16 protein-coding genes, 1 pseudogene and 1 riboswitch are annotated in these 19692 nt (G+C 65.8%); of the genes and pseudogenes, 12 read left to right on the top strand and 5 right to left on the bottom strand.

Annotated elements, in window-relative coordinates; all coding sequences use genetic code 11:
• Positions 1-469, bottom strand: a 469-nt coding sequence (locus IT540_RS06600) for a CoA transferase (protein WP_291174725.1), incomplete at its 3' end; no start/stop codon positions are given.
• Between the two features lie 284 nt (positions 470-753).
• Here IT540_RS06600 and IT540_RS06605 point away from each other — a divergent pair.
• Together IT540_RS06605 and IT540_RS06610 are read left to right on the top strand one after the other, a co-directional pair.
• Positions 754-1485 carry a GntR family transcriptional regulator gene (locus IT540_RS06605; RefSeq protein WP_291174728.1) on the top strand — a complete coding sequence of 244 codons (732 nt, stop codon included), beginning with the start codon at positions 754-756 and terminating at the stop codon, positions 1483-1485.
• Positions 1457-2401: a glycosyltransferase family A protein gene (locus IT540_RS06610; protein WP_291174731.1), complete on the top strand. Its 945-nt coding sequence runs from the start codon at positions 1457-1459 to the stop codon at positions 2399-2401. Before IT540_RS06605 ends, IT540_RS06610 begins: the two co-directional genes overlap by 29 nt.
• An 18-nt stretch (positions 2402-2419) precedes the next feature.
• Here the strand turns inward: IT540_RS06610 and IT540_RS06615 are convergent, their stop codons facing one another.
• Both IT540_RS06615 and IT540_RS06620 read right to left on the bottom strand, forming a co-directional pair.
• Positions 2420-3382, bottom strand: a complete 963-nt coding sequence (locus IT540_RS06615; protein ID WP_291174734.1) for a GDP-L-fucose synthase — start codon at positions 3380-3382, stop codon at positions 2420-2422.
• A gap of 48 nt (positions 3383-3430) precedes the next feature.
• Positions 3431-4579: a glycosyltransferase family 4 protein gene (locus IT540_RS06620; protein ID WP_291174737.1), complete on the bottom strand. Its 1149-nt coding sequence runs from the start codon at positions 4577-4579 to the stop codon at positions 3431-3433.
• Between the two features lie 471 nt (positions 4580-5050).
• Positions 5051-5167: riboswitch (guanidine-I (ykkC/yxkD leader) on the top strand.
• Between the two features lie 117 nt (positions 5168-5284).
• Here IT540_RS06620 and IT540_RS06625 point away from each other — a divergent pair.
• The 9 genes from IT540_RS06625 to IT540_RS06665 all read left to right on the top strand — a co-directional run bounded on the left by IT540_RS06625 (position 5285) and on the right by IT540_RS06665 (position 16578).
• Positions 5285-6349 (top strand): putative urea ABC transporter substrate-binding protein, encoded by a 1065-nt coding sequence (locus IT540_RS06625; RefSeq protein WP_291174740.1) that lies wholly within the window; start codon positions 5285-5287, stop codon positions 6347-6349.
• 44 nt (positions 6350-6393) lie between these two features.
• On the top strand, positions 6394-7212 hold the full coding sequence (locus IT540_RS06630) for an ABC transporter permease subunit (protein WP_291174743.1): 819 nt from the start codon (positions 6394-6396) through the stop codon (positions 7210-7212).
• Entirely contained in the window at positions 7209-8060 is an 852-nt protein-coding gene (locus tag IT540_RS06635; RefSeq protein WP_291174746.1) for an ABC transporter ATP-binding protein, read from the top strand. Before IT540_RS06630 ends, IT540_RS06635 begins: the two co-directional genes overlap by 4 nt.
• Positions 8061-8164: 104 nt before the next feature.
• Positions 8165-8884: an urea amidolyase associated protein UAAP1 gene (locus tag IT540_RS06640; RefSeq protein ID WP_291174748.1), complete on the top strand. Its 720-nt coding sequence runs from the start codon at positions 8165-8167 to the stop codon at positions 8882-8884.
• A gap of 12 nt (positions 8885-8896) precedes the next feature.
• On the top strand, positions 8897-9544 hold the full coding sequence (locus IT540_RS06645) for an urea amidolyase associated protein UAAP2 (protein ID WP_291174751.1): 648 nt from the start codon (positions 8897-8899) through the stop codon (positions 9542-9544).
• 1 nt (position 9545) lies between these two features.
• On the top strand, positions 9546-13175 hold the full coding sequence (gene uca, locus IT540_RS06650; RefSeq protein ID WP_291174753.1) for an urea carboxylase: 3630 nt from the start codon (positions 9546-9548) through the stop codon (positions 13173-13175).
• Positions 13172-14962 carry an allophanate hydrolase gene (atzF, locus tag IT540_RS06655; protein ID WP_291174756.1) on the top strand — a complete coding sequence of 597 codons (1791 nt, stop codon included), beginning with the start codon at positions 13172-13174 and terminating at the stop codon, positions 14960-14962. Before uca ends, atzF begins: the two co-directional genes overlap by 4 nt.
• A 77-nt stretch (positions 14963-15039) precedes the next feature.
• Positions 15040-15531, top strand: coding sequence for an anthrone oxygenase family protein (locus IT540_RS06660; RefSeq protein WP_291174759.1), 492 nt, complete (start codon positions 15040-15042; stop codon positions 15529-15531).
• Between the two features lie 117 nt (positions 15532-15648).
• A complete protein-coding gene (locus IT540_RS06665) occupies positions 15649-16578 on the top strand; it encodes a hypothetical protein (RefSeq protein ID WP_291174762.1) in 930 nt (309 codons plus the stop codon).
• 25 nt (positions 16579-16603) lie between these two features.
• Here the strand turns inward: IT540_RS06665 and IT540_RS06670 are convergent, their stop codons facing one another.
• Positions 16604-17773 carry a phosphoserine transaminase gene (locus IT540_RS06670; protein WP_291174765.1) on the bottom strand — a complete coding sequence of 390 codons (1170 nt, stop codon included), beginning with the start codon at positions 17771-17773 and terminating at the stop codon, positions 16604-16606.
• A 43-nt stretch (positions 17774-17816) separates the two neighbouring features.
• Positions 17817-19415, bottom strand: coding sequence for a phosphoglycerate dehydrogenase (serA, locus tag IT540_RS06675; RefSeq protein ID WP_291174768.1), 1599 nt, complete (start codon positions 19413-19415; stop codon positions 17817-17819).
• A gap of 149 nt (positions 19416-19564) precedes the next feature.
• Between serA and IT540_RS06680 the strand changes: the two are divergent.
• Positions 19565-19692: pseudogene (locus tag IT540_RS06680) on the top strand (plasmid stabilization protein); the annotation flags it as partial.

Consider the following 19692-nt stretch of genomic DNA (forward strand, 5'->3'; position numbering starts at 1 on the left):
CGTCGTCGAAGCCGGTGGTCGAAGCGGCGCCGCCGGCGCACTGGGCACCGTTCTCGTAGACCTTGCAGTCCTGGTAGGGGCCAGGCCCGAAACCCTTGATCGAAGCCACGATCATGCGCGGGTTGAGTTCCTGGATGCGCGCCCACGGGAAGCCCATGCGGTCGAGCGCGCCGGGCGCGAAGTTCTCCACCAGCACGTCGCAGGTCTTGATCAGAGCCTCGAGCACGGCCTTGCCGGTCGGGTTCTTGGTGTCGAGCGCGATCGACCGCTTGTTGTGGTTCAGCATCGTGAAGTAGAGGCTGTCGGCGTTCGGGATGTCGCAGAGCTGCGTGCGCGTCACGTCGCCGATACCCGGCTTTTCCACTTTGATGACGTCGGCGCCGAACCACGCCAGCAGTTGCGTGCAGGTCGGACCGGACTGGACATGTGTGAAGTCCAGGATCCGGATCCCTTCGAGCGCCTTGCTCAATGTTGTTTCCTCCTCGTGTCGTTTCTCGTCCCGGCGGGCTTGATGAAGTGCATCGGCGGCCCAGGCAATCTGGCATACTAGACACCAGAAGATCCGTCACGGAGTGACGACAGTATTCCTTTTCCCGATTGCCCTGGGAGGGCGTTGCTCCCCGCCGTCCGGGGCTTTTCGTCCGCCGATAGAGCAAAAAACGGCCGCCCCGCACATTGGGAAAGGCTGGCTCATGGTCTATAGTATGCCAGCGATAAAAGCCCGGACGCCATCGCCATTGAGAGAGGACGATCGTGCCTGAGAATTCCCAAGCCCAAGCACGCTGGCCGGTCGCGGAAACGCCCACTCCGGATCTTGTCCTGAAGCCGTTCGCGCCCGAGGAAACCTACAAGACCAAGGCCTACAACGCGCTGAAGCGCGCCATCATCAACATGGACATCTACAGCTCGTCCGAGCCGGCCTGGATCGACGAGCGCCAGCTGTCGGAGCGCCTTGGCGTCAGTAGGACGCCGGTGCGCGAGGCGATCGCCATGCTGGAGCAGCAGGGCTTCGTGAAATCGGTGCCGCGGCGCGGGATCATGGTCGTCAAGAAGACCAAGCGCGAGGTCATCGAGATGATCCAGGTGTGGGCGGCACTCGAGGGTATGGCAGCCCGCCTCGTCACGCAGCGCGCGAGCGATGCGGAGATTGCGCGTCTCCGGGCGCTCTACAATGAGAGCCACAAGCCCGAGGATCATCTGAGCGAGTACGCCACTGCCAACATCCGCTTCCACCAAACCATCATCGAGCTGACGGGCTCCAAGCTCCTGGCCGAGATGACGGAGAGCCTGCTGCTGCACGTCCGCGGCATCCGCCAGATCACCATCGGGCGCGAAGACCTCGCCCGCCGCTCGATCCAGGATCATCTCAAGATCATCGAGGCCATCGAGAAGCGCGACACGGAACTGGCCGAGAAGCTCGCCCGCGACCACACTCTGGGTCTCGCCGCCTACGTCGATGAGCACGGCGAAGGCATCTTCGACTGAGCTGGGGATTCACCTCCGCCATGGACTCAAACCCGCTACGACAACGCACGACATGAGCTCTCCTGATAGCGCAGGCGCAACGCCTCAGACCTCCCCCGCCGTCAGCGTCGTGGTCCCGTGCTGGAACGCCGGACAGTTCCTCGACGGACTGTTCGAGTGTCTCGACAAGCAAACCTTCGAGAATTTCGAGGTCATTGTCGTCGACGATGGATCGACGGAACCGGAGACGTTGAAAACTTTGAGCGCGTTGCCGGCCTCCGTGCGATTGGTCCGGCAAGAGAACCGCGGGCTGCCGTCCGCCAGGAACACGGGTTTTCGCTCCGCGAAAGGCGAATTCGTCTTGCCGCTCGATTGCGACGATCGCATCCAGCCGGAGTTCCTGGCTCTCGGCGTTGCAACGCTCGAAGCCAACCGCAGCATCGATTTCGTGTTCAGCCACATGCTGCTCACCGGCGCTCGCCAAGGCGTCGTCGAGCGCAGCTTCAACCCGTTCGACCAGCTTTTCCTCAATCAGCTTCCCTACGCACTGTTGATGCGCAAGGCGGCATGGGAAAGAGTGGGTGGATACGATGAGAGCATGACGGGCGGATACGAGGATTGGGACTTCAACATGCGCCTGATCCGCAGCGGCTCGGTCGGTCAATCCTTGAAAGCACCGTTATTCGTTTATCGCGTCGCGGGCGACGGCATGCTGCTGCAGAAATCTGCACGACGGCACGGAGAGCTGTGGCGCCGCATCCGCAACAAGCATCCCCAAGCCTACCGGCTGTCCAGGCTGATGCAGCTTCGCCGCGAGAGCGGGCCGGGCAAGGTGTCGCTCACCGTAGCCGCGGCGCTGCTGACTTCTGCTCTTTTGCTGCCGGACCGCATCTTCGGCGCGCTCTTCCATCGCGCGCTCGCCTCGCGCGCGAGGTGAGCGCAGAAGACACGCCGCTTACGAGAGGGTCGCCAGGAAAGCCTTGTAGGTGTCGGCTATCCCACGCTCGAGCGAGATGCTGGGCCGCCAGCCGAGCTCCGCGAGCCTCTCCGAGCTCATGAGCTTGCGCGGCGTGCCATCGGGCTTCGAGAGGTCGTGGACGATCTTGCCCTTGAATCCGACGATATCGCACACGAGACGCGTGAGATCGAGGATCGTGATGTCCGATCCGAAACCGACGTTGACGTGTCCTTCGCCGCTGTAGACCTTCATGAGGTGCACGCACGCATCCGCACAGTCCTCGACATGCAGGAACTCGCGCCGCGGCGTCCCCGTCCCCCAGACGGTGATCTCGCTCAGGCCCTGCTCCTTGGCCTCGTGCGCTTTGCGGATCAGCGCCGGCATCACATGACTCGAGTTGAGGTCGAAGTTGTCGCCGGGACCATAGAGGTTGGTCGGCATCGCGGAGATGAAGTCGCGCCCGTACTGCCTGCGGTAAGCCTGGCAAAGCTTGATGCCCGCGATCTTCGCGATCGCATACCATTCGTTGGTCGGCTCCAGCGGCCCGGTCAACAGGGCATCCTCGGAGATCGGTTGAGGGGCGAGCTTCGGATAGATGCACGACGACCCGAGGAACAGCACCTTCTCGACGTCGAAGTCGTGCGCGGCCTTGATGATGTTCGCCTCGATGATCAAGTTGTCGTAGAGGAATGTCGCCGGGTAGGTGTCGTTGGCCAGAATGCCGCCCACCTTTGCCGCTGCGACGAACGCCGCTTGCGGGCGGTTCTTCTCGACCCATGCCTCGACATCCTGCTGGCGCGTCAGGTCGAGCTCCTTGCGGCCGGCCGTCAGCACCTCGCAGTTCTCCGCCACAAGTCTTCGCACAATCGCCGAGCCGACCATGCCGCGGTGTCCCGCGACCCAGACACGCTTTCCTGCCAGTGGATAGGCTCCGGCAGATTGCGCTTCGACGTGCGTCATGAAACCTCCAGGTCGGACAACTCAAGCGGTCTTAGAACCGCCGGCAACTCAAACAACGCCCGGGCGCGAAGCCGCGGCGGGCAAACCCATCGCGGCAATCAGCCGGGCGTTCGATTTCGCAACGTCGAAATTCTGCTCCGCCAGCATCCTGCTTTTGCGCCCCATCGTTTCGATCAACTGCGGCTCAGCCACGAATCGCAGCATCGCGTCGGCGAGTGCATCCGCATTCTTCACCTCGACCAGGAATCCGTTTTCTCCGTCCTCGACCGTATCGCGGCATCCCGGCACGTCAGTCGTGATCACCGGCTTCCCCATCGCCATCGCCTCTTGCGTCGAGCGGGGCACGCCTTCCCGATACGAGGGCAGCACGAACACACTCGACTGAGCGATCCACGGCCCCACGTTCACTTGCCCCGGCCACTCCAACAACCCTTCCCCAACCCAATCTTCGACCTGTGCCCGGCTTAAGCCACTCGGATTGCTGTCGACGTCGCCCAGAATGACGAAGCGGACGCGAGGATCCTGTGCCTTGACCCGACGAGATGCCTCGACCAATTCAATAAGGCCTTTCTCGCGCAGGAGGCGACCAATGAAAAGAAAGGTTAAGGGGTCGGTCACGGGCGGCGCCTCTTGCCACACCGAGAGATCCACGCCGATGGCGCCCATCACGTCCGCCTTCTCCTCGGCGACGAGACCGGTGCTGACGAACTCTCGCTTGTCGTCGGCATTGAGAAAGAACGTGTGCGTTGCCCGGCCTAGCGCCAGCTTATAGAGAGAGGACGCCGCGAATCGCAGCGCGCGGCCCTTCGGCGTGGCGTCGTCCATGAACACATGGCCGAGCCCTTCGATCATGGCGAACCGCTTCGGCACCCCGGCCATCCAGCCCGCCAAGGTCCCGTAGATCACCGGCTTGATCGTATAGGCGAGGATCACATCCGGCTTTATGTCACGCAGGTCTCTGACGAGGCTGGCAACAGCCGCCACATCCCGCAACGGGTTCATGCTGGTTCTTGCGAGCTGATGAGGCCGCGGCTCCGCGCCAAGCTCACGGACCGCGTTGGCGCTCGCGTCGTCATAATCGGGAGCGAACGCAAAAACCTCGACGCCCCGTGCAACCACATCGCGGATCAGAGATCCGCGAAAGTTTTGCATGGAAAATGCTTGATTTCCAATCAGGGCGAGACGCGTTTTGGCCATGATTACTTACGTCGACCGTGGCCACTCGTGTTTGATACCCGAACCCTTAAAACAAGCATTGGCTTCTTTATAACCAGCCGCCATCGAAAACTCACTGCAACCTTAGCGCATTCCGCACATCATAAGCCTCGATTGGGGTATTAATATCACGACAGCGTATAATCCTTATACGGACATAAACCAAGTTCCAGCCCGCCCTCGGCCGAATCTCCATCACGCCACAGTCAGGCCGTTGATAGGAAAGTGGTTTCCGCAAAGCGCAGCCGAGATCCGAGCCCATCGGCACGCGTTGAGAGGACAAGCGATCACGAATGCCGATCTAGCGCGAACGCGCGAAACGTCCGCAGGTTCGCCACTGCCTGACATCTCGGCACCCGGGCGAAAATGAGGGCAATTGGCCGGGGCGCTGCGCCGAAAAGTTGCCTGTCGGCAGGCAAATGCTGTTTGGCACGCCTCGTGCAGCTTGCCTCTACATAATGCCTCTAGGGTTCCGGTCGCCGTCTCGCGCGACGATGCTGGTCCGAGAGAGGTGCTCTCGCCCAAGCCCCGGTTTGAGCGAAGCCACGGCGGGATAAAAGCCCGGGAGACCTACACCGCAAGGAGCTTCGGCTCTCGAACGGAAGGCCTCCTCGCGTGCGTCTTGCGCCGCCCGTTCCCCAGGCCCTTGCGGATGACTGTTGGTGTGGTCAGCACAGGGGTGTTTTCATGAACCGGTCCGTTTCCAGTTTCCTCAAGAGCGCCGTCGCCGCGGCTGCAAGCCTGGCGCTCGCGCTTCCCGCGGCAAATGCCGCGGAGAAAAAGGACTTCAAGGTCGCCTGGTCGATCTACGTCGGCTGGATGCCGTGGGGCTACGCCGCCGACACGGGCATCGTGAAGAAGTGGGCCGACAAGTACGGCATCAACATCGAGGTCAAGCAGTTCAACGACTACGTCGAGAGCATCAACCAGTACACGGCAGGCGCCTTCGACGCCGTGACGCTGACCAACATGGACGCCGTGTCCATTCCCGCCGCGGGCGGCGTCGACACCACGGTCGTCATCACCGGCAGCACCTCGGAAGGTAACGACTCCATCATTCTCAAGGGCAAGGACAAGCTCGAGGATATCAAGGGCCAGACCGTCAACCTGGTCGAGTTCTCGGTCTCGCACTACCTGCTTGCCCGCGGCCTGGAAAGCATCGGGCTCTCCGAGAAGGACGTGAAGGTGGTCAACACCTCGGACGCCGACTTGGCGTCCGCCTACAAGACGCCTGACGTCACCGCCGTCGTCACCTGGAAACCGATCGTCTCGAGCATTCTCGAGAACCCTGACGCCAAGCTGGTCTACGACACGACCAAGATTCCGGGCGAGGTCATGGACCTGTTGGTCGCCAACACCGAGGTACTGAAGGACAATCCCAACTTCGGCAAGGCGCTCGTCGGCATCTGGTACGACACCATGAAAGTGATGTCCGACGGCAACGCGGCAAAGGAAGCCATGGCAAAAGCCGCCGGCACCGATCTCAAGGGCTACGAGGAGATGCTCGCGACGACCCAGCTCTTCTCCGATCCCAAGGCCGCCGTCGCCTTCGTGACCAGTGATGGGGTCAAAACGACGTCCGAGAAGGTCTCGACCTTCCTGTTCGACAAGGCGCTCCTTGGCAAGGACGCCAAGTCTCCGGGGGCCATCGGCATCGAATTCCCGGACAAGAGCGTCTTCGGCGAAAAGGACAACATCAAGTTCCGCTTCGACGCCACCTACATGCAGGCCGCCGCCGACGGAAAGCTGTGAGCTGACGCCATTGCGCACAAGATCGTAGGGCCGCGGGAGAACCGATGCGTCTGTTGAACCTGAAACCCGACAGAACGTGGAGCATCGCCCTCGCGGCCTTGCCGTTCGCGGCCTTGCTTGCCGCTTATATGATGGGCTCGGCCATGCGCTTGGCCGAGAACCCCAACGACAAGCTGCTGCCGAGCCTCACCGCCATGGGCGAGGCCGTGAAGCACTATGCGTTGGAGCCGGACCCGCGCAGCGGCCTCTATCTGATGTGGAACGATACGCTGTCGAGCATGTCGCTCCTGCTGACGGCGCTGGCGATCTCGACCTTCATCGCGCTCGTCTTCGGCATCCTGATCGGACTGCTGCCGATCATGGGAGCGACCTTCGGCCCGGTCGTCGGGGTGGCCTCCATGGTCCCGCCGCTGGCGTTGCTGCCGATCCTGTTCATCATCATGGGTCTCGGCGACGCGGCCAAGATAGCCCTGATCGTCATCGGCACCGCGCTGAAGCTGATCCGCGACGTGGCGCTCCGCGTCGAGGACCTGCCCCGCGAGCAGCTCATCAAGGCACAGACGCTCGGCGCGTCCACCTGGCAGATCGGGCTGCGGGTCGTGCTGCCGCAGATGCTGCCGCGCCTCATCGACTCCGTCCGCCTCGAGCTCGGTCCCGCGTGGCTGTTCCTGATCGCCGCCGAGGCCATCGCCTCCGACTCCGGTCTCGGCTACCGCATCTTCCTGGTCCGCCGCTATCTCGCCATGGACGTCATCATCCCCTACGTCATCTGGATCACGCTTCTCGCGTTCCTGATGGACCTCGCGCTGCGCCTCCTTCAGCGCAAGGCGTTCCCCTGGTTCGCGGGGGCACGCGCTGCATGACAGCCATCGTCTTCGACAACGTGTGGAAGGAGTACGGCGACCACGTCGTGCTCGAGCGGATCGATCTCACCATCGCGCCGCGCTCGTTCGTGGCCCTCGTTGGGCCCTCGGGCTGCGGCAAGACCACGTTCCTGCGCATGCTTCTCGGCGAGGAGAAGCCGACCCGCGGCAAGATCCTCGTCGGCGGCAATCCGCTGAAGACCGAGCCGGACGCGGATCGCGGCGTCGTCTTCCAGCGCTATTCGGTGTTCCCTCACCTCACCGTTCTCGCCAACGTCATGATCGGCCGCGAGTTCGAGCGCGCCTGCCTCCTGGGCAAGCTCTTCGGGGAAGCTCGCCGCGCCGCCGAGGCCGAGGCGCGCCATCTGCTCGAGGCCGTCGGCCTCAAAGGCCATGAGGACAAGTATCCCGCATCGCTATCGGGCGGCATGCAGCAGCGCCTAGCGCTTGCGCAGGCCATCAACCGCAAGCCCAGAATTCTCCTGCTGGACGAGCCGTTCGGCGCGCTCGATCCCGGCATCCGCGCCGATATCCATGTCCTCATCCGGCGCATCTGGAACGAGAACAGTTTGACCATCGTAATGGTGACTCACGACCTCTCCGAGGCGTTCCGCCTCGGAACGCGGGTCATCGCCTTCGAGCGCCCGCGCAACCGGCCCGAGGAGCTGGAGCGCTACGGCGCGACGCTGGGCGAGGTGTCCGCAAAGGCGATCGTCGCCGCATCCGGCGCCAGCATCACCCAGGATTTCGACGTCTGGCCGCGCAAGGTGGCAGAGCCTCTGCCAAGCGCGGACACCCAGCTCGATCTCAAGCTCGCGTCCGCCAACGGCGCCAAGCCGCCCGGCTGACGACGAACGATCCCGCCGGGGACGACCCCGCGCGGCTTCTTTCTCACCCGGGACGGCCCGGACGGATCAAGCGGGGTCGCACACCCGCAGAGAGGAGCAGCGACGTGAGCGAAGCGATCTACAGCGATGTCCTTCCGGGAGGAAAGCACTGGTCGCTGACCATGCGGCGCAATCATCGCCTGCGTCTGGTCGATGTCGAGGGCGGCGCCAACGTCGGCATGCTGTTCTACAATCCCGTGAACCTGCTCGAGCGCTACAACGCGCCCGACACGCTGAAGTGCCAGCACACCTTCAAGCTAACGCAGGGTCACTGCCTCTACTCCGACATGGGGCGCATCTTCTGCGCCGTCGTCGCCGACACGGCCGGCTGGCACGATACCGTCTGCGGGTCGAGCACCAGGGCGATGGTCGCCGCACGCTGGGGCGATGCGTCTTACCAGACCCACCGCAACGACTGGCAGCAGAACGGCCGCGACAGCTTCCTCGTCGAGGCCGCAAAATACGGGATGAGTCGGCGCGATCTCGCCGCCAACATCAACTGGTTCAGCAAGGTCGCAACCGACGAGAGCGGCACACTCGCCTTCGACGCGGCCGCCGCAAGGGCTGGCGCGCTGGTAGAGCTGCGCTTCGAGATGGACACGCTCGTCCTCTTCCACACCTGCCCGCACCCGCTCGATCCGAGCCCCGCCTATCCCCGCAAACCCGTGCGCTTTGAGATCCTCGAGGGAGAGCCAGCAGCAACCAACGACGCCTGCCGCCTCTCCGCGCCGGAGAACGGCCGAGGCTACGAGAACACTCTGCTTCTCCACGCCGGCTGCTGCTGAGGGAGAAGCGTCATGATCAAGGAAAGCACGCTTGCGTCCGACGCGGCCACCTACCGCAAGACCGTTCTGGCCGGCGACTACTGGATGCACGTCGTCAAGCGTGGCGAGACGCTGCGCATCGTCGACCTCGAAGGCAACCAGGCCGCCGACACCCTCTTCTTCAACGCCGACGACCCTTACGAGCGATACTCCGCCACCGACACCATCCGCGAACAGGGCAACGTCTACCTCGGCCCAGGCTCGGCTCTGCTGTCCGACCTCTGCCGCCCGCTGATGACCATCACCGCCGACACCGTGGGCCGCCACGACACGCTGGGCGGCGCCTGCGCGACGGAGAGCAACACCGTCCGTTACGCGCTGGAAAAGAAGAGCATGCACGCCTGCCGCGACAGCTTCCTCCTCGGCGTGATCGAGAACGAGCAGTACGGGCTCACCAAGCGCGACATCGCCCACAACATCAACTTCTTCATGAACGTGCCGGTGACACCCGACGGCGGCCTGACCTTCGCCGACGGCGTCTCGGGCCCCGGCAAGTACGTCGAGATGCGGGCCGACATGAACGTCATCGTGCTGATCTCCAACTGCCCGCAGCTCAACAATCCCTGCAACGCCTACAACCCCACGCCCTTCGAGGTACTGATCTGGCCGGAGGGCGCCTGACGTGTTCAAGAAGGTCCTCATCGCCAATCGCGGCGCCATCGCCTGCCGCATCATCCGCACCCTCGGGAGGCTCGGTATCGCGAGCGTCGCCGTCTACTCCGAGGCCGACCGCCATTCCATGCACGTCGCACAGGCGACCGAGGCCGTGGCCATCGGACCCTCGCCCGCCGCGCAGAGCTATCTCAAGGCCGAGGCCATCATCGAGGCCGCCAAGGCCACCGGCGCCGAGGCCATCCACCCCGGCTACGGCTTCCTCTCGGAGAACCCGGACTTCGCCGAGGCCTGCGCCTCAGCCGGCATCGTCTTCATCGGCCCGCGCCCCGAGCACATGCGCGCCTTCGGTCTCAAGCACAGGGCGCGCGAGCTGGCACTGGCCGCAGGCGTGCCGCTCGCACCCGGCTCGGGACTGATCGACAGCCTTGTCGCCGCCGAGTCCGAGGCTGAGCGCATCGGCTACCCCGTGATGCTGAAGAGCACGGCAGGCGGCGGCGGCATAGGCCTGCAGCTCGTCAACGCGCCCAACGAGCTGGCGCCGCTCTACGAGCGCGTCGAGCGCCTGGCCCGCAACAACTTCAAGGATCCCGGCTTGTTCCTCGAGAAATACGTCGCGCGCGGCCACCACATCGAGGTGCAGATCTTCGGCGACGGCAAGGGCCACGTGGTGGCGCTCGGCGAGCGCGACTGCTCGGCTCAGCGCCGCAACCAGAAGGTCATCGAGGAGACGCCCGCGCCGAACCTCTCCGACAAGACCCGCGCCGCGCTCTGGCAAACCGCCCGCGAGCTCGGCCAATCGGTGGCCTACGAGAGCGCCGGGACCGTCGAGTTCCTCTACGACAGCGATACCGGCGAGTTCTATTTCCTGGAGGTCAACACGCGCCTCCAGGTCGAGCACGGCGTCACCGAGGAGGTCACCAGCCTCGACCTCGTCGAGTGGATGGTTCGCCAAGCGGCAGGCGAGACCCTGCCCCTCGACCAGGACCGCATCGCCCCGGAGGGCGCCTCGATCCAGGTCCGCCTCTACGCCGAGGATCCTGGCCGCGACTTCCGCCCCAGCTCCGGCCAGCTTTCGCACGTCGCGTGGCCGCAGGACACCCGCATCGAGACCTGGGTCGAGAGCGGCGCCGAGGTCTCCCCGTTCTACGATCCCATGCTGGCCAAGATCATCGTCAAGGCCGATACCCGCGACTCCGCGCTCACCAAGCTGCGCCATGCACTCGCAGCGACCGAGATCGGCGGCCTCGAGACCAACCTCGACTACCTGCGCCAGCTCGCCGCCTCCGAGGTGCTGGCCGCGGGAGAGATCCTGACACGCACGCTGGCGAGCTTCCCCTATCGGGCCGAGACCATCGAGGTGCTGGCGCCCGGCACGCAGACGACGATCCAGGATTGGCCCGGCCGCACCGGCTATTGGGCCGTGGGCGTGCCGCCGTCCGGCCCCATGGACCATCTCTCGTTCCGCCTCGCCAACCGCCTCGTCGGCAATCCGGAGGGCTCGCCCGCACTGGAGCTGACGCTCTCAGGCCCCACGCTGCAGTTCAACACCGACACCGTCATCTGCCTCGCCGGCGCCGAGATGAGCACGACAATCGGCGGCCGCGCCGTCCCTTATTGGCAGCCGGTCGGCGTCGCCGCCGGAGACGTCTTGAAGCTCGGCAGCGTGACGGGAGCGGGCGCACGCGCCTATCTCGCCGTGCGTGGCGGCTTCGACGTGCCCCCCTATCTCGATAGCCGCGCCACCTTCACGCTCGGCAAGTTCGGCGGTCACGGTGGCCGCGCACTGCTCCCCGGCGACATCCTGCATATCGCGGAGCCGGACGCCGAGAGCGGCGCCAGCGCGGCCGCACCGCTCACCGTGAGCCTCCGGCCCGAGCTGACGCGCACCTGGGACATCGGCGTCCTCTACGGTCCGCATGGCGCGCCCGACTTCTTCACCGAGGCCGACATCAAAGTGTTTTTTGCCGCCGACTGGGAGGTGCACTACAATTCCAACCGCACCGGCGTGCGCCTGATCGGCCCGAAGCCGCAATGGGCGCGCGCGGACGGCGGCGAGGCCGGGCTGCACCCGAGCAACATCCACGACAACGCCTACGCCATCGGCGCCGTGGACTTCACCGGCGACATGCCGGTGATCCTCGGACCCGATGGTCCGTCGCTCGGCGGCTTCGTGTGCCCAGTCACCATCGTCGCGGCCGAGCTGTGGAAGCTCGGCCAGCTCCGGCCCGGCGACAAGGTCCGCTTCCAGCGCCTGTCGCCCACCGAGGCGCGCGCCCGCGAGCTGCGGCAGGATCACGAGGTCGCAACCCTCGCGCCGGCCGCCGCCCCGCAGCTCGTGAGCGTCAACGGCCTCGGCAACGACGACTGCATCGTCAGCGTCCGCCCTGAGCGGGGCGCGCTGCCCCGTGTCGTCTACCGCCGTGCGGGCGACAAGTACCTGCTGATCGAATACGGCCCCATCGTCCTCGACTTCGAGCTGCGCTTCCGTACCCATGTGCTGATGACGCGGCTCAAGGCCTGGAGCCTGCCCGGCATCATCGACCTCACGCCCGGCATCCGCTCGCTGCAGGTCCATTACGACAGCCGCATGCTGTCGCTCGCCGCGCTGCTTGAAGTTCTGGCGCGCATCGAGGACGGCATGGACGACATCGGCGACATCGAGGTGCCGAGCCGCATCGTGCACATGCCGCTCTCGTGGGACGATGCCGCGACTCAGCTCGCGATCACGAAATACATGCAGTCCGTGCGCGCGGATGCACCCTGGTGCCCGTCCAACATCGAGTTCATCCGCCGCATCAACGGGCTCGACAGCATCGAGGACGTGAAGCGCATCGCCTACGGCGCGAGCTATCTCGTGCTCGGCCTTGGCGACGTCTACCTCGGCGCCCCTGTTGCGACGCCGCTCGACCCACGCCATCGCCTGGTCACGACCAAGTACAATCCCGCGCGCACCTGGACGCCGGAGAACGCCGTCGGCATCGGCGGCGCCTATCTCTGCATCTACGGCATGGAGGGCCCCGGCGGCTACCAGTTCATCGGCCGCACGGCGCAGGTTTGGAACACGCACCGCGTCACGGACGAGTTCGACGCCGACAAGCCGTGGCTGCTGCGCTTCTTCGACCAGATCCGCTTCTACCCCGTCTCCGCCGACGAGCTGCTCGCCTTCCGCGATGGCTTCCTGCAAGGCAAGGTTGGCCTCGACATCGAGCCGACGACGTTCAAACTCGCCGATTACCGCCGCTTTCTGGCTGACAACGCAGCTGCGATCGCCGCCTTTAAGGCACGCCAGCAGGCGGCCTTCGAGGAGGAGCGCTCACGCTGGCAGGCGAGCGACCAGTCGGGCGCCGCCGCGAGCGACGCATCGGGAGAGGAGGCATCCGACGATGCACTGGCCGACAACGCCATCGCCGTGGCAAGCCCGGTGCCCGGCGCCGTGTGGAAGGTGGAGGTCAGCCAGGGCGTACGCGTCAAGGAAGGCGATCTCCTCGTGGTCGTCGAGTCCATGAAGATGGAGATGAGCGTGCACGCACCCTCTGACGGTGTCGTCGCCGAGGTGCGCTGTGTCGAAGGGCGCGCCGTCGCGCTCGGGCAAACGCTCGTGGTGCTGCTGGACACGTCGTCGGAGGCCGTACAATGACCGCGCCGCTCACGTCCCAGTCGCTCGACATCGACGCGCTGAAGGAAGGCTACGCCGCGGGCGCGTTCATACCGTCCACCATCGTCGAAGAGGTCTACCTCCGCATCGCAGACGCCGGCGAGCGGCCGGTCTGGATCACGCTCGTGCCGAAGGAAATGGCGCTGGAGAAAGCGAAGCGCGCACAAGGGCCGTTGGCCGGCATCCCGTTCGCGGTCAAGGACAACATCGACGTCGCGGGCCTGCCAACGACCTGCGCCTGCCCCGACTTCGCCTACGTCCCCGAGCGCTCGGCCACCGTCGTCGAGCGCCTGGAAGCCGCGGGCGCAATTCTCATCGGCAAGACGAACCTCGACCAGTTCGCGACCGGTCTCGTCGGCACGCGCTCGCCGTACGGCATCCCGGCCAGTGTTTTCGATCCCGACTACATCTCCGGCGGCTCGAGCTCGGGCTCGGCGGTTGCCGTCGCATCCGGCCTTGTCTCGTTCGCGCTCGGAACCGACACCGCCGGGTCGGGCCGCGTCCCGGCGGCTTTCAACAACATCGTCGGCCTGAAGCCGACCAAGGGCCTCGTCAGTGCGCGCGGCGTGGTGCCCGCCTGCCGCACGCAAGACACCGTATCGGTCTTCGCGCTCACCATCTCCGACGCCGCTGCAGTGACGTCCATCGCGGCCGCCTTCGACGGCGAGGACGTCTATGCGCGCAAGGCCATGCGCCCGTTCGCGGTCGAGACGCCGCCTGCCGGCTTGCGCGTCGGCGTGCCGGCGGACGGTCTCGAGTTCTTTGGCGACGGCGAGGCCGAGCGCCTCTATCGCATGAGCGTCGAGCGCCTGGCGGAAAGAGGCGCGCGCATCGTCGAGATCGACTTCGCGCCCTTCCGCGACGCGGCCCGGCTTCTCTATCAAGGCCCGTGGGTGGCCGAGCGCCTGGCCGCTATCCGCACCTTCGCCGAGCAGCGTCCCGAAGCGCTCCACGAGGTCGTCGGTGCCATCATCCGGGGCGCCGACAAGCTCTCCGCCGTGGAGACCTTCGAAGGCATGTATCGCCTCGCCGAGCTGACGCGCTCTGCCGAGGCGCAGTGGCAAACGATGGACGCGATGCTGCTGCCGACTACCGGCACCACCTACCGGATCAGCGACGTGCTGGCCGATCCGATCCAGCTCAACTCGAACCTCGGCACCTACACCAATTTCGTCAACCTGATGGACCTTTCCGCACTCGCAGTCCCGGCGGGCTTCCGCCCGAACGGCCTGCCGTTCGGCGTGACCCTCATCGGGCCCGCATTCGACGACGGTCGGCTCGCCGCCATCGGCGATGCCCTGCACCGCACGCTTCCCGACCAGAGGCTCGGGGCAACGACCCGGCGCCTCGATGAGACGCCGGCCGCAACCCCGTCCACCCCGGGCGGTCGAGTCGCAGTTGCCGTCGTCGGCGCGCATCTCACCGGGCAGCCGCTCAACAGCCAGCTCCAGGAGCGCAACGCCCGCCTCGTCACGACCGCGCGCACGGCGCCCGGCTACCGCTTCTACGCGCTCGCCGGCACCACGCCTGCCAAGCCCGGCCTCGTCTTCGACGGCGAGGGCGCCGGCGGCATCGAGGTCGAGATCTGGGACATGGACGAAAGAGGCTTCGGCTCGTTCGTGGCCTTGATCCCACCGCCGCTCGGCATCGGTACGCTCAAGCTTGCGGACGGCAGCCTGGTCAAGGGCTTCCTCTGCGAGCCCCACGCCGTGCGCGATGCGACCGACATCACGGCTTTCGGCGGCTGGCGCGCCTGGCTCGCGCGCTGATGGAGGCAAGCACACAGAGCCTCTGTGCGCTCGAGAGAATGGTCTAGGATAGTGTCTCCAGCAGCATGGAGGCGCCCATGGAACCGCTGCTCGAAGCCCTGACCTGGATCTCGGCCCTCGGGGCCGCCTTGATCGCGGGCGTGTTCTTCGCCTTCTCTACCTTCGTCATGACGGCGCTCGGGCACCGCCCACCCGCGGAGGGCATCGCCGCCATGCAGGAGATCAATGTTGTGGTGGTGCGCTCGGGTTTCATAGCGGTGTTCTTCGCCAGCGCCATTGCCTCCGCGCTCCTCGCCCTGTTCGCCCTCCTGCGATGGGACCACGACCCGCGTGCGATCTACTGGCTGGCTGGCGCGATCCTCTACGTGATCGGCACCTTCGCGTTGACCATCGCGTGTAACGTGCCGCTCAACGACGAGCTCGCCGCCGTGGATCCTGCGAGCGCGCAAGGCGCCGGCGTATGGTCACGCTACCTAGCCGATTGGACCTGGTGGAACACGGTGCGCACGGCGGCCTCGCTGATCGCCACTGCCGCCTTCATCCTGGCCCTGCACGCTCCGGCGCCCTGATCCTCAAGCGTCCTGCTGCGCTGCAAAAACAGAGACCGTCAGCTTCCCGTCAGAATTCCCTTGCTATTGCCTAATTTTCCCGCGTAATCCGGGAAAAAGTCCTAGTCAGGGGGAGCAATGCGCAGGGGAGTGGGTCTGAGGGCCGGCATTGGCGCCTGCGTGGTCCTGGCCGGGGGAGCTGCGTTATCGACCGGTCCGGCCGCTGCTGGCCCCGCCATCGGCCAGTTCGAGATGAAGACCCTCGACTCCGAGCCCGGCGAGCTCGAGTTCCAGAGCCAGAACGCCGTCATGTTCGGCAACCCCCGCCGCAAGAGCGTCACCGACGTGGGCGGCGACCTTGAGGCCGACGACAACTCCCTTGCCCGCGCCCGTGCCGCCCTCGAGCTCGAGTTCGGCATCACGCGATACCTGAAGGGCCGCATCGGCATCGAGTACGAGAGAGAGCGTCGCGAAGACTTCCGCACGATCGGCGAGGCGCAGGGCTACGAGGACCTGAAGCTCGACGAGTACGCGGCGGAGCTGATCGGCGTGATCGTGCCGCGTCACGGCGACGGCATCGGCGTTGGCATCGTCGTCGAGTTCGAGGTGCCGGCCGAAAGCGGCGGCGCGAAAACCCTCATCGCCGGTCCCATCTTCGAGTGGGCCAGCGGGCCCTGGTCCGCAACGGTCATCCCAACGCTCGTGCAGTTCTTCGGCGGCGAGCGCAACGAGGCCGGCCAGCAGGACGAGAAGATCGATTTCGCCTATGCCACCCAGCTCAAGTACCGCTGGTCCGAGCACTTCGACTTTGCCCTCGAGGCCTACGGCACCGTCGAGCGCATCGGCGGGCGCGGCGGCAAGAGCGAGGAATCGGCGCTGTTCGGCGACTTCGACCAGCACCGCCTGGGTCCCATCGTCTATTGGAACTTCACGCCCGAGTTCGCAAGGAAGGCCGACGGCAAGGATGACGACGAGGAGATGGTGAGCCTCGGCTTCGGCGCACTGTTCGGCCTCAACGACGACACGCCGGACACCACGCTGAAGCTCAGCATGGAAGTCTTCTTCTAGGCTCGAACGGCCACACCACGAGGCATCAAGTGGTGAGCGCAGCCTTCTCCACCGCGAAGGCCCAGTCGAGCCACGGCGTCAGCGCCTCCACGTCGGCGGCCTCCACCGTCGCGCCGGTCCAGATCCGGAGCCCCGGCGGCGCATCGCGATAGGAGCCGATGTCGAACGCCACGCCCTCCGCGTCGAGCCGCGCCGCGAGCGCCTTGACGAACGCCGTCTGTTCCGCCGCCGGCAACGCCGCGATCTCCTGATCGACGATCTTGAGGCACACCGACGTGTTCGAGCGCGTCGCCGGATCGACGGCAAGGTTTTGAACCCACGGCGTCCGATCGATCCAGTCGAACAGCGCCGCCGCGCTCCTGTCCGCCCGTGCCATCAGGCCCCGAAGCCCGCCCACGCTCTCGGCCCACTGCAGCGCATCGAGATAGTCCTCGACGCACAGCATCGAGGGCGTGTTGATGGTCTCGCCCTGGAAGATCGCCGCATCGAGCTTGCCCTTCTTGACCAGCCGGAACAGCTTCGGCAGCGGCCAGGACGGCACATGGCTTTCGAGACGCACGACGGCCCGCGGGCCGAGGATGAGCATGCCGTGCGCCCCCTCGCCGCCGAGCACCTTCTGCCAGGAGTAGGTGAGCACGTCGACCTTCGCCCAATCGATGGGCTGCGCGAAGATCGCGCTCGTGGCGTCGACCAGCGTCAGCCCCTCGCGGTCGTCGGGAATCCATTTGCCGTCCGGCACCCGCACACCCGACGTCGTGCCGTTCCAGGTGAACACCACATCATGCGAGAAATCGACTTGCGAGAGATCGGGCAGCACACCGTAGTCGGCCTCAAGCACGCGCACGTCCTCGAGCTTGAGATGCTTGACGATGTCCGTCACCCAGCCCTTGCCGAAGCTCTCCCAGGCCAGCACGTCGACGCCCCGCGCGCCGAGCAGCGACCACAGCGCCGCCTCGAACGCGCCCGTGTCCGAGCCGGGCATGATCCCGACATGGAAATCGGCCGGCACGCCGAGCAGCTCCCGCGTCTTGGTGATCGCCAGCTTGAGCCGTGCCTTTCCCTCCTTCGAACGGTGCGAGCGCCCGAGAAACGCGTTGCCAACCGCCTCCGGCGTCCAGCCGGGCCGCTTGGCGCACGGCCCCGACGAGAAGCGCGGATTGGAAGGTCGGCGCGCAGGCTTGGCAGGCAACGTCATGACGGAGCACCCAGTTCTGATAGGACGCAGCACCGATACGCGATCACAGCTCGAACGTCACGGCCTGTGCGATGGGGGGCAGCGCCGCGATCTCAGCAAGCGCCGTCTCCGGCAGCGGCGCCGAGATGCTGATCAGGGCGATCGCCGTGTCGCCTCCGCCGTTGCCGTCGACGCCCACGTGCATACGCGAGATGTTGATGCGCTCGCGCGCCAGGATGCCGCCGAGCGCCCCGACCACGCCGGGCTGATCCGAATGCCGCGTGAACAGGAAATGGCCCTTCGGCACGGCCTCGACGTCGTACGTATCGATGCGCACGAGGCGCGGCAGTCTCCCGCCGAGCAACGTGCCAGCGACCGTCGTCGTCACACCCTCCGTCACGGCGCTGACCTCGACCAGCGAGACATAGTCGCGGGCCTGCTCGGAGCGCGATTCACGGACCTCGATCCCCTGCGCCCGCGCCAGATGCCCGGCATTGACGCGGTTGACGGGGCCAGCGAGTCTCTTGCTCAAGAGCCCGACCAGCGCCTCCGCCGTGATCGGACGCGCATCGAGCTCGGCCACGACGCCGAACAGGCGCACCACGAGCTCCTTGATCGGCGCGTCGCAAAGCGCGCCGACCAGCCGGCCGAGCGCCCGCGCCAGCTCCTGGTAGGGTCGCGCCCGCCCGAGCTGCTCGCTCGAGATGCGCGGCAGGTTGACGGCCGCCTCTGCCGCCCCCGTGGTGAGGAAACGAGCGATGTCCTCCGCGATGCGCACGCTGACCGCCTGCTGCGCCTCCTCCGTAGAGGCGCCGAGATGCGGGGTGAGCACCACGCTGTCGAGGGCGAGCAGCGGCGAATCCTTGGGCGGCTCCTTGACGAACACGTCGAGCGCCGCGCCGGCCAGATGCCCCGACTCGAGCGCCGCCGCGAGCGCCGCCTCGTCCACCAGCCCGCCGCGCGCGCAGTTGATGAGCCGTGCGCCACGCTTCATGCGCGCGAGGCGATCCGCGTCGATGAGATTGCGCGTCTTCTCGATCAGCGGGCAGTGCAGCGTCACATAGTCCGCCTCCGCGATCAGAGCGTCGAGATCCGTCGGCTCGGCCGCCGATTGCGCCATGATCTCGGGCGCCACAAACGGATCGTAGGCGAGCACCCGCATCTTGAGGCCCGCCGCGCGCGCCGCCACCAGCCGCCCAATGGTGCCGAAGCCGATGATGCCGATGGTTTTGCCCGCAAGCTCCGCGCCGACATAGCGCGCGGGCTGCCATACGCCGCTCCTGACCGAGCGGTCGGCCTGAGGCAGATGGCGTGAAAGGGATAGCAAATGCGCGATCGTGAGCTCCGCCGTCGTGGTGGCGTTCGCATCGGGCGTGTTGAACACCACGATGCCGCGCTCCGTCGCGGCCGGTACGTCGATGTTGTCGACGCCGATGCCGGCCCGCCCGATCACCTTGAGCGCCGCGCCTGCCGAGATGACCGGCGCCGTCACGCGCGTCTTCGAGCGCACGATGAGCGCATCGTAAGGCGGAATGCGCGCGACAAGCGCCGATTCGTCGAGCCCCGTCTGCACATCGACGGAGAGCGCGCTGTTCGCCTCCAGAAGCTTGCGGCCGTCTTCATGGATCGGATCCGCGATCAGCACGCGAAAGGTCTCGGTCATTCCGTGGGCCTCGCAATCTGTTTGGCGTTTGCTTTTTGGCTGCGTCCGCCTGCGAGGGCAAGGTCCAACTGGACGCATCGACTAAAGGACGATCGGAACCCATCGATCGCGACGATGTTGAGTCCGAATCCACAAAAATGGAGGACATCATGCCGCGAGGAGACAAGAGCAAGTATACCGCCAAGCAGGAGCGCAAGGCGGACCACATCGCCGACGGCTACAAGAAGAGAGGTGTGGGCAACAAGGAAGCCGAGCGCCGCGCCTGGGCAACGGTCAA

Origin of the sequence: Hyphomicrobium sp. (genome assembly GCF_020852195.1) — a bacterium.
Taxonomy (GTDB): Bacteria; Pseudomonadota; Alphaproteobacteria; order Rhizobiales; family Hyphomicrobiaceae; genus Hyphomicrobium_C.